Source organism: Streptomyces sp. NPDC006872 (genome assembly GCF_040635845.1).
Classification (GTDB): Bacteria; Actinomycetota; Actinomycetes; order Streptomycetales; family Streptomycetaceae; genus Streptomyces.
Genome location: NZ_JBEYIL010000010.1, coordinates 400,806 through 414,461 on the forward strand (window position 1 = coordinate 400,806; position 13,656 = coordinate 414,461).

A 13,656-nucleotide genomic window follows, 5' to 3' on the forward strand; every position below is an offset into this window, starting at 1 on the left:
TGCGGCACCGCCACCGCGCCCGCCGCGAGGACCGCATCCGGGACGCCCCTCCACGGGCTCTGCCTCGCCGTCGACCGCGATCTCTTCAGCGTGACTGCACGTACCGGCCCGTGGGCGCCTCCTCGTTCCACTCAACGTACGAGGGCCGCCCAGGCCGCGCTGGAAGGCCTGCTGCGTCCTGTTCGGGCCCTTCGCGGCCCGCGTAGCCGGCGGGGAGGAGACGAAGCCCTTTGGCGCCTGTTCCTGATGTGGCCGTGCCATGACGGTATTGGTGGGATCCTTGGGTCGTTGCGCGCGCCCGTCAGCCGTGCTTGGCTCGCCCGATGAACTTTCTGTTGACGGCGAGTGGCCTGCGCAACGAGACGCTGCGGGATGCGCTGCGGGACATGCTGGGAAAGCCGTTCGGATCGGCGAACGTCGTGTTCGTTCCCACGGCGTCAGTCGCCGAGCCCGGGGACCACGGGTGGTTCGTCGCGGACATGAACCGACTGCACGGCCTCGGCTGGCGGGAGTTCGACGTCCTGGAGCTGAACGGCCTGCCCCGGCAGATGGTGCTCGACCGGCTGCTCCACGCCGACGTCATCTATGTCGAGGGCGGCAGCCACTACCACCTCGCGCGCAGCATCACCGGCAACGGCCTGGCCGACGGCTTCCTGGAGGCGCTGGAGAGCCGGGTCTATGTGGGGGTCAGCGCCGGATCAATGATCTTCAGCCGCAATCTCACCGGACACTCCGCCGACGTCATCGGGGACACCCCGGACCTCCACGTGCTCGGCGCGACGACCGTGGAGCCGCCGTTCGGCCTCTTCGACTGGTATCTCAAGCCCCACCTGTACTCGCCGGATTTCCCCGAGCGGGACGACGCCTGGGCTGATCGCATCGCCGCGCGGGCGGACTTCCCGATCTACTTCATCGACGACGAGACGGCCGTTCGCGTCAGGGACGGCAAGGTGGATGTCATTTCTGAAGGCCGGTGGCGGTTCCATCCGTGACTCGACGCGTGGTGGGGAGCCCCGGACAGGGCAGCGCGGCGCCCAGGGGCACGCTGATGCGGAGCTGCCGGGGTGAGCACCTGCGTCAGGCGGCTTGGACGTCTCAATCCACTCGACCTGCGCGGCCCGTCGGCCTGTCACGGCCGACCCCGCGCTCCCCGCGTATCGAGTCGTTAGGCTCAGAGGCATGACCATTCAGCGGATGGACAACGTCGCCATCGTCGTCGACGATCTGGACGCGGCTGTCGCCTTCTTCACCGAGCTCGGCATGGAGTTGGAAGGCAAGGCGCAGATCGAAGGCCTCTATGCGGACCGCACCGTCGGACTCGACGGCGTCCGGAGCGAAATCGCGATGATGCGGACCCCGGACGGCCACAGCAAGCTGGAGCTGACCAAATACCACACCCCCGCGGTGTCCGACGCCGAGCCGCGGAACCCTCCGCCCAACACGCTGGGCCTGCATCGCATCATGTTCGCCGTCGACGACATCGACGACACCATCGCCCGCCTGCGCGCCCACGGCGCCGAACTTCTCGGCGAGGTAGCGCAGTACGAGAACGTCTTCCGGCTCTGCAACCTCCGCGGCCCCGCAGGCATCATCGTCGCCCTGGCCGAACAGATCGGCTGACGCGGGCCTGCCGCGAGGAGCATGTCGACGGTCAGTCAGCACCGCAGACGCGGGGTGCCGCTCGTCTTGTCGTACGGGCTCGGGCGACGCGGCGTCGGCGGAATGAATCGTCGCTGGCCGGACGATGTAGCGAGGCAGGCAGATCGATACTTCGTAGCGCAGGGCTGTGCATGCTTCGAAGGTTTCCCACACGGCACGCGTGGGCTGGTGTGGATCTGGGTCCGGCTCTCGCACGGCGACGCGACAGGTGCGCCGGGTCTTTGCCAGGGCGGCCAGGTAGGGAGACGAGGAGGGAGCGCCGGGTGTCCCTGTGCTGGTCGCCGCGCTCCCTTCTCCAGTGGCGATGGTCCGGCGGCCGGCTGATGCTGTGGCGATGGCACTGCCCACTATGGTGCCGGCCAGCGAGATCCATTTCCTTGGCGTCCCCCGCGAGCTGAACCGTTCAGCGTCTCAGCGTGCTCCGGTTCGTGTGCGGCGTCGAGCCGGCCGGCATCGTGCTGTGCTGCTTGAGGGCCTGGTAGCGGTTCGCCAGGGCGTGGAACGCCTCCTTGGGTTCCCAGGGCATGTCCGGGTACGTACGCGCGTCCGCTGGGTAGCCGCTGTGCTCGTCGAGGACCTTGACGATGCCGTAGGAGGCGAGGTCGGGGTCCGGTCCGGACCGTCGGTGAGGGGTGCTGTAGCCGGCGAAGCTGAACCAGAAGACGGAGTCGACGCCTTCGTCCTCGAAGACGGGCATGAGCTCGTCGAGATAGCGGACCTGCTCGCTCTCGTCGCGCACCAGGTCGGGCTTGGGGGTGACACCGTCCGGCTCCATGGCCACGTACCACCCCGAGCCGCCGTAGTCGCCCGCCCCGTGGAAGGTGCAGCAGCCGACTTCCATGATGGCGACCGGCTTGCCGTGGGTGAACTCCTTGCGCAGGTCGTCGCGGTAGGTGGCGGCGTTGCGCAGGCCCCGGAAGGCATCCAGGCCGACGATGTCGAACGGGCTCCAGTCCACGCCGTCCAGCGGGCACGAGGCGTAGCTGACCGGGCCGGCGAAGAGGGGGCGGACGGCGCGGACGACGTCGCCGAGGAAGGCGTTGACCTTGTCGGGGATGGGCCGGAGCGCGGCTTCGCGATCGGGTCCGGCCAGGACCGGAATGCGCTCGTTGAAGGTGTCGCCGGGCAGGTATCCGCGGGCGAACAGGCTCAGTTCGCAGCCGGTGACAAGGACCACGGCGGCGCCGTCGCGGCGCAGGCGTTCGGCTCGCTCGGCGCAGTCGGCGAAGTACGGCAGCATCTGTTCGTCGGTCATCTCGCAGGGGAACGGCGAGAACCAGACCTCCAGCCCGGCCGCCGCCGCATGGCGCGCGGTGGTCTCGATCCGGTCCGGGTCGCCGCCCGTGATGCGGATCGCGGTGCAGTGCAGATCTTCGGCGATCACCCGCATGTCCCGCGCGACGACGTCGGCGTCGAAGACGGGGCGGGAAGTATCGCCGTTGGGGAAGGTGCCGGTGTCGTAGTGGATGCCTTTGCCTCGCATGCCTTGCGCCTCCGATAACAATCCGCGTGTGTCGTCTACAGCGCGATCTTCGAGTCTCCAGCGGCGTCAGAGTCAAGCTCACATGGTGATCGGCCATGTGAACCCGATCGCTGCTCAACTCCCGCCCCAGACAGGGCAACCCGGACCGATCCACCTCACTCACTGGGTCAGCCGATGTCATGCCGCCAGCGGACGGGCCGGCTCGGCCGACGGGACGCCGCGAGTCGAAAGGGGCGGGCTCTGCTGGGCAAGCACGCCCGCAGGCAACTGAACCCGAACGACCGGAACGAAGTCGAGCAGCACATCGGCACTGCTTTGCCCAGCGACTTCAAGACGTTCCTCGATGCCTACGGCAGTGGGTCCTCTCCGGCGAACTCGTTGTCTTCCACCCGCGTGGATCAAGCCCGTTGCTTGAGCGCATGCGCACGACGCACGAGATGTTCACTGACCGTCGAGACAGGGCCCTTCGTCGCGGAGACTCCCAACACACCCGCCCCACCCCTTCCACCCCGCCGCCGGTGGGCTGATCTCCTGGGGTTACGGGAAGTGTTGACCCGCTCACTGCTACCGCGAGGTGGGCAGGTGCGGGGAGCGGAGCACGAGCAGGGTGATCTCGCTGGGGGCGAAGACGCGGAACGGCGGGCCCCAGAAGCCGGTGCCGCGGCTGGTGTAGAGGAGGGTCCGGGCGCCGTGGCGGCTGAGGCCGGCGAGGGCGGGCTGGTCGACGCGGACCAGGTGGTGGAAGGGCCAGATCTGGCCGCCGTGGGTGTGGCCGGAGAGTTGGAGGTCGATGCCGTCGGCTGCCGCTCGGTCGACGAACTTGGGCTGGTGTGCCAGGAGCAGGACGGGCAGGTCGGGGTCGGCGCCGTTCAAGGCTCCGGCGAGGTGGGCGCGGTGGCCTGCCAGGCCCGAGGACTCGGCGGTGACGTCGTCCACGCCGGCGACCACGAGGGTGTCGCCTCCGCGCTCGAGCAGCAGATGGCGGTTGCGCAGCGGCTCCCAGCCCAGCTCGTCCATCAGGTCGACCCAGCCCTGGGCCTCGCTGTAGTACTCGTGGTTTCCGGTGACGTAGACCCGGGCCCGGGTGGCCTGCACGGTACCGAGTGGGACGGCCTGGGCGCGGCGGCGTTGGGCCGTGCCGTCCGCGATGTCGCCGGTGTGGCAGACCAGGTCGGCTTCCAGGGTGTTCACCGTCTCGCATACCCGTGCCGACCAGCGAGTGCGATCGAGGGGACCGTAGTGGGTGTCGGTGATGAGGACGACGCGGGTGCCGTCCAACCCGGCTCCCAGGCGCGGGAGTTGCACGTCGAGTTGGCGCACGCGTGGCACGCGGCGGGCTTCGACGTACCCCCAGGCGAGCAGTACGGCGGTCACGCCGAGGACGGTCCAAGTGACGATTCGTGCCCGGTCCTGGCTTTCGCCGACGCCGGCCACGCTCAGGGCGAACCGCAAGAGGACGCCGAGCAGAACGGACCAGGTGAACAGGACCCAGCTGGTGCCCAGCAGGGTGTCACCGACGATTGCTGCCCGGTCCTGTTGACGCCGGCCGTGGCCGCGCACCATCGCGAGCGGCATACCGATGAGGCCGAGGGCGAACAGGGCGGTGCCGACCAGCGTGACGGGCAGCGACCAGTGCTGGCCGGTGTGCAGGAGCACCCAGCACGGCACGGCCCACAGCAGGACGGGGGCGATCAGGGGGAGGTAGCGCATCAGGCGGTGCAGTCGGCTCTGCCGCGGCGCTTGCGCTTCACGGTCGGCGGGTCGGGTGTTGCTGGTGTCGGTCACGCTTCCCCTCTCTCACCAGGCTACCGTCTCCCGCACTGTATCCGGTCGTCCTCGGGCTGACCGGACGGGCGTTCATAGGGGAGGCCCCTTGGGGCGAAGGGTTCTCCGCGGGATGGCAAGACCTTGCCAGTCGGTCGGCCTCCGTCCCCAGGCCTCCGGTGGGGGTGCGGGCGAGGCTGGAGCCAGTCCTTGCGAACGTGCACCGATAACCTCTCGATCAGGGTGGCGTGGCCTGGGCGGCCGCGTGGGCCAGCGTGTGCATGCTGGGCCAGTTGCCGACCGTGAGGTGCGTGTATCCCAGAGCGGCGAACGTTGCAGTCGGGTGCCTGGGTGCCTGGGTGCCCGGGTGACTGCTTCGGACGTGCTTCCGTGCGCTGCTGCACGCCTCGCCTCGAGTGGCAACTCGTCTGCTGTGCAACGGATCTGACGGGGAAGAAGCCTTGGGTTCGCCGGTGCCTCAGGCTTCATGCGGAAGGGGGACCTGAGGCCGCGTGTGACGGGATTGTGTATCCGTCGACGTAGTGGCGCAGTGCGGCCGGGAGCGCCTGCCCTTTTCCGTCCGCCGTTCAGGGCCGCTTGGGCCGGCCCGCGCAGCCCGAGGACGCCTGCCGCTGCGCGGGCAAGGGTGCCGGCCTCGCCGCGGGCCTTCGTGGATCGGTGGGCCTGTGGCTGCTTGGCCTTCGGTGGCGCGCTGCCGCGGTGTGCCCGGTGGCGGGGAGATCGTGCGCGCTGTGAACCGGCAGGCGACCGGCCTGTGGGGGAGCGTCGTTGCGGATGGCCTGGATGGGCTCGGCGGCCTGCTCGCCTGCGCCCGCGAGCAGCGGCTCTGCTGCGCGGTGGAGTCTGAGGTGTTCCTCGGCCGCGGAGGTTCGCGGCTAGCCGCTCTGGCGGAGGAAGCGGTGGCGGGCTTCGGCAGCCCCGAGGCCCCGTGCTGGGCGTTCGGCTGCCTCGGGGGATCCACCGTGCGGCTTCGCGCTCGTCCGGCTGTCCAGGGCGGCGTGGAGGGCACAGCGGACGCCGTCCGCCCGGTGCTCGATCTGCCTGCCTGCCTGCCTGCCTGCCTCGCATCGCGACGACGGCGTCGTCGTCTCCGTCGTGCGCGTCGGGCACGCCCTGACCGCCGGCTCCACCCGGACGGCGGTCGCCGCGTGCGATCTCCGCGCGGGGATCGGAGTGTTCCCGGCCGGTCGGCCTGTGTTGCCGCGCGGGTAGAGTCCGGGGCATGCACCCGGTCACGCGTTTCAGTGCACGTCTGGGTCTGAGGGAACTCGCCGTCGCGGATGTGGAGGCGGTGCTCGCCGTGTACGGGAGCCCCGTAGCCGCCGAGCACCTCTCGTTCGAACCGCGAAACCGCGAGCAGGTCGAACAGTTCGTGGCCCGGTCCATCGCAGCGGCTGCGGCGACGCCTCGCACGGAGTACGCGCTCGCCGTCGTCGAGACGGAACGGGCCGAGCTGATCGGGTCCGGCCGCCTGGCCCTCGACCCTCACCAGCAGCGCGGGGCCACCCTGGGCTTCGCGCTGCGCCCGGACGTGTGGGGGCGGGGCTACGGCGTGGAGACGGTGCGGTTGCTGCTGGGCGTCGGCTTCAACGACCTGCGACTGCACCGCATCTGGGGTGCCCGGTCTCCTCTCAATGAGGCATCCGCCAAGACCATGAGCGCTGTCGGGATGGTCGAAGAGGGCACGATTCGCGAGCATGTGCTGAAGGCGGGGGAGTGGAGGGACTCCGTCGTGCACGCGATCCTCGACCGGGAGTTCTTCTTCGGTTCCTGAACCCGCAGGTTCAGGAACCGGCTTGTGAAGTCGGCCCGCCTCGGGTGGTGTTGCCCGGGCTTGTGCGACGGCGCCGCGGGCGGAGTTGCCGTGCAGTGTGACCGCGGTGAGGGGTCATGGAGTGCACCGGGTCGTGGGCCGGCCCGGCGGGCGCAGTGCTCGAGCCCAGCGTGACGGTGCGCAGTGTGCCCTTGGTCTGCGTACTGGGGTGCGGTGTCCGCCTCCGATTCGTAGGCGTCAGGCCGCAGTGATGTCTGCGATCTGCAGGCGGGGGATCGCTCGGCGCGCGGACTGCGTTGGCGGCGCTGCTGTGCGACGTGCGCTTGTGGCGGGGATCAGTCGGCAGGGCCAACTGCCAGGTCGCGGTCAGTGTCCACGCCGCCATCGACACTGCCTCCTGCCCGCTGCAATGGCGCCTGTTCCTCCCCGGGGAGTGGGCGTCGGGCACCGCGAGAAGTGGCGCCTCGCCCTGGACATGCTCGATACGCTCGCCGGCTGGGGCATGAGGCCGTCGGCCGTGGTGGCCGACACCGTGATCGGCGCTCGCGGCCGTCAAGGCGGGCTGCGCGCCCAATTGCCGTGGTGCATCCGGTCGCGCGACGCCGTGGTGGAAGGCTCCAGGAAGGCGGGGACGGAGCTCCGCGATGCGAGGAGATTCCCTCCCGACGGTGTTGACCGCGTGGGCGAAGCCCTGGTGGGGATGCCGACGGCCAATAGCGGTCAGGCAAGGAGCGGCACCACGTCGGCCGCGGTGAGCACGCAGGGATTGTTGGCGGCACGGCCGGATGCGAGAGCTGCCGTCATGGTGACGAGCCAACGGTCTGCGGGCAGGGCGAGTTGCTCGATCCTGGTCGGTCGGCCGGCCAAGGCTAGTAGTTGTCCAGTCAACTGCCCTATTCCGCGCCCGGTTTGGGCGTGAGCCATGTTCTCGATGTCGGCCACCGCGTCGCGCACGGCCGCGGAGCCCTGCGGATGTCGGCAGTCCGGATCGGTCACCTCGGCGTGGCGCTCCAGTAGCCAGGGCAGATGCAAGGCCACGGCCGTGCCGTGGGCGAGACCGAGGCGCACAGTCAGGTCGTACGACAAGGCATGTGCCGCCGTGGTGCGGCTGATGTCGATCGCGGCGCCCGCCAGAGAGGCGCCGTGGGCCAGTTCGGTGCGTACCCATGGATCCGTGAAGGCACCGGTGTCCGCCGCGCGGGCGAGCGCGGGCAGCAGCTTGCCCAGCGCTTCCAGCGCCAGCGCCTGCGAGACCGGCGTCGCCGAGACGGACCAGTACGACTCGATACTCTGGCTCAGCGCGTCCAGACCGGTCGAGACGGAGTCCCCGATCGGCAGTGATTCGGTGAGGTTCTGATCGACGAGGACCAGGTCGGCTCTGGCCTGGTCCACGTCGAGGGAGTGTTTGCGCCCTTCGATATATACGGTGGCGAACCGTGTCATCTCGCTTCCGGAGCCCGCGGTGGTGGGCATCAGCACGAGCGCGCACCGGCGCTCTTCGGTGATGACTTCGGGGTGCCGCAGGCAGTCTTCGGGGCTCCGCCGCTGCACTGCCAATACTGCGATCGCCTTGGCCACGTCGAGGCTGCTGCCGCCGCCGATGCCGATCACCGCCTGCGGTCCAAAGCGCCGCATGGTGGTAATCCCGGCTCTGATCTGCTCGATGCCCGGGTTGGGCTGTACGCCGTCGAAGTGTTCCACTTCGTGCCGCGCGGACAGGGCAGTGACGAACCGGTGGGCGCCCGAGCGTTCATAGGAGGTCCGGCCGTGAACCACCAGGACCCGCTCGACGCGTAGTTGGGCCAGCGCCTCACCCAGACATTCTGCCGCTCCGCGGCCCACATGGGCTGCCGGATGGCCAGGGATTCGCTTCAGGCCGGGCCAGGCGTTGGCGAAACCGGCCGGATTGTTCTCGACCGACCGAGTGCCTGACGCACGCTCGCCGAGTGAGCCGGTCATCGGGTCACCTCATCCGGTCGAGATGTGGACATGGCAGCCTTGGGAGTCGGCGATCACGGACGGACTGCGAGCGCGTCCACTTCGACGAGCGCGCCGGGGGCAAGGCCGACGGTGACGGTGGTACGCGCGGGGAATGGCTCGGCGAGGACATCGCGGTAGGCAGCGTCCATGGCCTCGAAGTCGTCGTTGTGGGCGAGATGGACGCGGACCATCAGGACGTTCTGCCATCCGGCCCCGTCGGCGACGACGCGGATGTTTCCTTGGTATCCGCCGAAATGGCCGGCTGCTCCCGCCCAGGATGTCAGCACCGTGGCGACGAAGTCTGGGCTGCGTCCCATCAGTCCGCCGCTGAGTTGTGCTGTTCGCGCGAAGGCCCGGCCCCGGTCGCGTACCGCCTGCCTAGAGTCCGCAAGGGAGAAGGCCCAGGGGCGTCCATCGGCCGCCACCAGTTCGCCGCCCGGGTGATGGGCGTCCAGCAGGTCCGCCAGGAAACCGGCCATGCCCTCCGTCGCCGGGTCGTGTGCCAGGTCTTCGACGAGGCGGCCCGCGAGATGCACCCGCCTGCCGTCCGCCAGGCCGGTTAAGTACGACTTGCCCGTCCGACTTGCCCGTCCGACTTCGGTCCGGCGATGCGATGCTCATGACCTCCCCCTTTCGTTCGATTGCCACTCATGTCGCTGGTAGCGGCCCCGGGCTCAGACAGCGCACCACTCGAAGGTGGCCGCGATCTCGACGTCCGCTGCCAGGACGTCGGGATCGGTGCTCCACAGCAGGGCCGAGACCCCGAGGGCGCCCGATGCGCCGGTGTGGACCTGTTGGGCGGCTTTTCGGACGTGGACGAGCCGCTCGCTGGTCGTCGGAGGTGTCCGCCGGTAACGCTCACCTGGCATGACCGGTACCCACACCCAGGCGGCCTCGACCCCGGTGGGCCGGGGGGCCGGGACCGGTAGACCGGCCTGGAGCGCGAAGTTGGCCTCTTCGAGATTCAACCCCGCGTGCAACCGCGCGAGTTCGGAGACCAGGGCGCCCGGGGCCCGGGCGGCGACTTCGACGACGACCAGTTCGTCGTCCCGTGTGACGGCGAACTCGGTGTGGACGACGAACCCGCCCTGATCGCCCAGAGCGGCGACCACGGCGCGGTTCAGCTCGTGGGCACGCCGGGCGAGCGAGCTGCCGTACGGGATGGTCCAGCCCCCCAGGCGTCGGCCGGAGGGAAGGTCGAGGAGCGGCCCGAGATAGGTGCCTGCCTGGACCGGAGTTGTCGTGCCGTCGGTCACCACATCGTTCACGTGGTGGAAGGTGCCGTCCAGGAACTCCTCGATCTGCCAGTCGAGTTCGCCCTGATGCTCCGTCACCCAACTGCGCATCTCGGCGTCGGAACGCAGGATGCTCACCCCTCGGGAGTTCGCCTCCCGTCGAGGCTTGACCACAGCGGGCAGGCCGATGTGCGACACGATCGACTCAAGAGCGGTCTCCGGGTTCGGAACGCCATCGGGGAACGGCAGGAACCGCGGCACGCGGACGCCGGCCGCCGCGAGGTGTTCCTTCATGAGGACCTTGTCGATGTAGTGCTCAGGACGGGCCGGATGCCGGGCGACCAGACCGAATTCGCCGCGCAGTTCGGCACAGGTGATGAGGCAGTACTCGTCGTTGGTGACGATCTCCAACGGGGAGATGCCTGCCAGGGATCTGATCGCTTTGCTCCACTCGCCACGCGGCGCGTGGTGGACCTTCGGGCGTTCCCCCGGCGCGTCCTCGCGCATCACCACGTCGGCGTCGGCGTCGGTGAGCACGATCGTGTTCCATCGGTCGACCGGGAACGTGGCCGTGGGATCCGTCGTGAGGGGTTGGCGCGAGTGCAGGATCACCACGAGCGGTCGCGCGGCTGCGGAAGCCGCCGGCAGGGGAGAGCCGATGCTTGTCATGATTCACCCGTCGTCAATGTGCCGCGGAAGGCGGCTCGTGCATGGATGGCCAGGGAGGGCGGGACAACTGGGACCGTGCCCGCGGACAACTCGTCTTGGCGCGCGGCCGTTTCGGCATCAAGCCGCTGTATTACCACCGTACCGACGAGCGCATCGTCCTGTCGTCCGAGATCAAGGGCCTCTTCGCCGATCCCGCTACGCCCCGCCGGTTCGCCTGGGACAAGGCTCTGACCGTAACCGCCCTCGCCGCAGCACCGCGGTTCAGCGCGGAACAGATGTGCACCTGGTTCGAAGGCGTGGAAAGCGTGCCGGCGGCCTCGGTGCTCCGCGTGGACCTCCGTGACGGCAGAACGACGGAGCATCGCTACTGTGAACTGCCCACCGAGGCGGACGAGTCCACCAGCGCCGAGGGTTTCGTAGAGCGTTACGGAGACCTGCTGGAGGCATCGATCCGGGACTGCGCGACCGCCGACAGCGAACCGGGTCTCTTCCTGTCCGGAGGGATCGACTCGTCGATCGTCCTGGCCCTGGCCAGGACGCAAGTGGAGGAGATCCACACGTTCACCGCCCTCAGCGGCGGCACACGCGCCAACGGGGACGTGGAGCAGGCCAGTTGGCTGTCCCGTCTGGGGGGGGGGGGCCACAACCACCAGGTGCTTTTCGAACCCGACCTCACGCCCACGCCCGAGGAGTGGCGGCGCCTGGTCTGGCTCACCGAGAGCCCCATGGTCGGCCCGGAGGTGTACTACAAGCACGAACTCCATCGGTTCGCCCGCCACGTGCGGCCTGAGTTGCGCGGCATGCTGCTCGGAGCCGCTAGCGACGAGTTCAACGGCGGCTACTCCCACGACATGGGCGACGACTGGACGTCCTTCCTCGCCGGGCTGACCGGGATGAACCGCATCACGCTCTTCGACCGGCTGTCGAAGCGCGCGTGCCGTTCCTCGACCACCGGATCGTGGAACTCACCTCGTCCATCCCGGATCACCTCCGTCCCCGACTGCTGTGGGACAAACGGATACTCCGCGACGCTGTGGGATCGCGTGTCCCGCAGCGCATAGCCGAACGACACAAGGTCCCCTTCTTCTACGGAAGCGGCACCCACCACGCCTACGGCATGCTGGTGAGGCTGATGAACGGCAACGGGCAGGAACTGGTCGAGCGTGCCGTGACGGCGCCGGGCGCCGACGCCTACCTGGACGCCGGGAAGATCCGACGGAGGCTCAGCGGCTTCGCGGACGGGATGAGCGACTCGCCCTCTGTGGAGCTCCTGACACGGATCATCAACATGGGTCTGCTCGCCGAGATGGCGACGTCGGCGCCGCGGCTGGAGTCGATGGACGCGGGCGCGGTGCGCTCCGAACTCCGTGTGAAGAGCGATCCGGTGGCCGATACCCAGCAGCTCTTCGCGCCGAGGCGGAGCCACGACCTGGACGGAGTGCCCGTCTCGGCCAAGGGACTCCTGCTCCTGTCCCACGCCAGTGGCGATTGGTACCTCGCGAACGACGGACAGATCGAGTTCGTGCTCTGGCGGCCCACTTCTGCTTCCACCGTTTCAGCTCACGCCGGCCTGCCGCCGCTGCCCGACTTCTTCAACGGCAGCGTGTCGGTCACCGCGAGCTGCCGAAGGGTGAGCGGTCCTGTCCCGGTGCCGTCAGCGGCAGGCGCGGGCCGCCGCGGCCGACTGAGGCCGACGGGGGGAGCGCTTGGCGGCCGTACCCGCGCCGGCCAGTGGCGTGGGGTCGCCGACCGCGGTGAGCGTGCTGGTCGCGCAGCCGAGTACGAGTTGGTACTCGGTCAGCTCCGACGAGCCGAGCACGAGATGGACGGAGGCGGTTCCGCCGCCCGCCGCGGCGATGTTGGACTCGGTGCTGAAGGGCAGCCGCGGCGCCGTGGGGTTGAGGCCGAACTCCAGCCCGGTGACGCGGGCGTGGCCGGGGTCGGCGGTGAAGAGCGCCGACAGGGCCGCGGCCGCGAGTGCGGACCCGGACTCCGCCGCTTTCATGCCGGTCACCGCCCCGTCCTCGACCGTGAGGACCAGCGGATAGTGGGAGAGCGCGGAGAGCTTCTCGTACCACTCCTGCCGCAGGCCGGGCACGGGTCGGTGCCCGTACACCACCGGACGTCCCTTGACGGCGACCCGGCCGTCCACCACGGCACCGGTCAACCGCTGGCGACCGACCGGCGAGGCCTGCGCGACTCCCGGCTGGAAGGTGCCGGTGGCCGGTCCCTCGCCGCCGAGGCCGGTGCCGGTCACCGTGGCCAGCGAGCGGGTGAGCGGGTCCGTCAGGACCAGACCGGTCGCCTCGGCCAGCGCGCCGGTCAGCGCCTCGGCGGTCCGCCGGATGGCCGCCGGGTCGCTCTCCTCGAGTGAGCGGAGCAGGGCGCGCAGCCGGTCGTGGGCGAGCGGCCCCGTGCAGGCGCGCAGCGCGGCGACCGTGCGTCCCGGTCCGACCTCCCGCGCGGGCGCCGACAGCAGGCGGTCGTCGCCGGCCACGACGAGGACATCGCTGCCGTCGGGCACCTCCGAGCGCAGGACGTCGGTCAGCGTGCTGCCCGGGCTCGCGGTCACCTTCCGCCAGTCCTGGTAGCGGTGCGGAGGGTCGATGCGAACGATGTCCGAAAACCTCTGTTCCGCTACGAGCATGAACCGGTTCCGGCCCGTCGGATACTGGCGGTAGGAATCAGGGCGGACGATAATCATCGTGAGACTCCCAGATGAATGATCAATGGCTTCGGCAGGGCAGGTCGGAGCAATTCCGCTTTTCCGTCGACAGTGAGTCGCGCGACCCTCTCAGGAGCGCATCCGAGGCGACTCGGGCATGTTGTCGGTGGGGGAGGACGGCGGCATGACAGCCGCCGCGGGCTGCTTATTACCGGCCGGTTCGATCTATGAATCACTCAATACCACGGTGATGGTCCGATGCAACGAGGTCATCGCATCTGGCCGGAAGCGATCGCATGGGGTGCGGGCGGCCCCGAGGTGGAATGGGGGATTCCGAACGCCGCCTCGACTGAGGAGTGTTGGCCGGGGCGGGCGGTACTCGGTGGCGCCGCGGAGGAGTTGGCGG

General features: G+C 69.5%; 11 protein-coding genes and 2 pseudogenes. 7 read left to right on the forward strand and 6 right to left on the reverse strand.

All coding sequences use genetic code 11. From position 1 onward, the window contains the following. Positions 1-323: 323 nt before the first annotated feature. Together ABZ725_RS29580 and ABZ725_RS29585 are read left to right on the forward strand one after the other, a co-directional pair. The gene (locus ABZ725_RS29580; protein WP_143614845.1) at positions 324-992 is read left to right on the forward strand and encodes a peptidase E; all 669 of its coding nucleotides are present in this window, start codon (positions 324-326) and stop codon (positions 990-992) included. A 187-nt stretch (positions 993-1,179) separates the two neighbouring features. Further along, entirely contained in the window at positions 1,180-1,620 is a 441-nt protein-coding gene (locus ABZ725_RS29585) for a VOC family protein (protein WP_358805571.1), read from the forward strand. Positions 1,621-2,062: 442 nt separating this feature from the next. Here the strand turns inward: ABZ725_RS29585 and ABZ725_RS29590 are convergent, their stop codons facing one another. Further along, positions 2,063-3,142: a hypothetical protein gene (locus tag ABZ725_RS29590; protein ID WP_358805572.1), complete on the reverse strand. Its 1,080-nt coding sequence runs from the start codon at positions 3,140-3,142 to the stop codon at positions 2,063-2,065. A 564-nt stretch (positions 3,143-3,706) separates the two neighbouring features. Next, on the reverse strand, positions 3,707-4,927 hold the full coding sequence (locus tag ABZ725_RS29595) for a metallophosphoesterase (RefSeq protein WP_358805573.1): 1,221 nt from the start codon (positions 4,925-4,927) through the stop codon (positions 3,707-3,709). 1,222 nt (positions 4,928-6,149) lie between these two features. Between ABZ725_RS29595 and ABZ725_RS29600 the strand changes: the two genes are divergently transcribed. Together ABZ725_RS29600 and ABZ725_RS29605 are read left to right on the forward strand one after the other, a co-directional pair. Beyond that, entirely contained in the window at positions 6,150-6,701 is a 552-nt protein-coding gene (locus ABZ725_RS29600; protein WP_358805574.1) for a GNAT family protein, read from the forward strand. Positions 6,702-7,045: 344 nt separating this feature from the next. After that, positions 7,046-7,230: pseudogene (locus ABZ725_RS29605) on the forward strand (transposase); the annotation flags it as partial. 191 nt (positions 7,231-7,421) lie between these two features. Here ABZ725_RS29605 and ABZ725_RS29610 read toward each other — a convergent pair. The 4 genes and pseudogenes from ABZ725_RS29610 to ABZ725_RS29625 all read right to left on the reverse strand — a co-directional run bounded on the left by ABZ725_RS29610 (position 7,422) and on the right by ABZ725_RS29625 (position 10,585). Next, positions 7,422-8,660 carry a phosphonoacetaldehyde reductase gene (locus ABZ725_RS29610; protein WP_358805575.1) on the reverse strand — a complete coding sequence of 413 codons (1,239 nt, stop codon included), beginning with the start codon at positions 8,658-8,660 and terminating at the stop codon, positions 7,422-7,424. A 53-nt stretch (positions 8,661-8,713) separates the two neighbouring features. Beyond that, complete coding sequence (locus ABZ725_RS29615) at positions 8,714-8,968, reverse strand: RidA family protein (RefSeq protein WP_358805640.1); 255 nt, start codon at positions 8,966-8,968, stop codon at positions 8,714-8,716. Then, positions 8,942-9,247, reverse strand: a pseudogene (locus ABZ725_RS29620) (4-hydroxyphenylacetate 3-hydroxylase N-terminal domain-containing protein); the annotation flags it as partial. The gene ABZ725_RS29615 and the pseudogene ABZ725_RS29620, both read right to left, overlap by 27 nt. A gap of 108 nt (positions 9,248-9,355) precedes the next feature. Beyond that, positions 9,356-10,585, reverse strand: a complete 1,230-nt coding sequence (locus ABZ725_RS29625) for a hypothetical protein (RefSeq protein ID WP_358805576.1) — start codon at positions 10,583-10,585, stop codon at positions 9,356-9,358. A 41-nt stretch (positions 10,586-10,626) separates the two neighbouring features. On the opposite strand from ABZ725_RS29625, the gene ABZ725_RS29630 reads away from it, so the two are divergent. From ABZ725_RS29630 to ABZ725_RS29640, 3 genes are read left to right on the forward strand one after another with little or no spacing between them, the layout of a single operon-like run. Beyond that, the gene (locus ABZ725_RS29630) at positions 10,627-11,646 is read left to right on the forward strand and encodes an asparagine synthase-related protein (protein WP_358805577.1); all 1,020 of its coding nucleotides are present in this window, start codon (positions 10,627-10,629) and stop codon (positions 11,644-11,646) included. Then, positions 11,544-12,959 carry an asparagine synthase-related protein gene (locus tag ABZ725_RS29635; RefSeq protein WP_358805641.1) on the forward strand — a complete coding sequence of 472 codons (1,416 nt, stop codon included), beginning with the start codon at positions 11,544-11,546 and terminating at the stop codon, positions 12,957-12,959. Before ABZ725_RS29630 ends, ABZ725_RS29635 begins: the two co-directional genes overlap by 103 nt. Positions 12,960-12,999: 40 nt before the next feature. Continuing rightward, positions 13,000-13,176: a hypothetical protein gene (locus ABZ725_RS29640; protein WP_358805578.1), complete on the forward strand. Its 177-nt coding sequence runs from the start codon at positions 13,000-13,002 to the stop codon at positions 13,174-13,176. Positions 13,177-13,656: the final 480 nt, after the last annotated feature.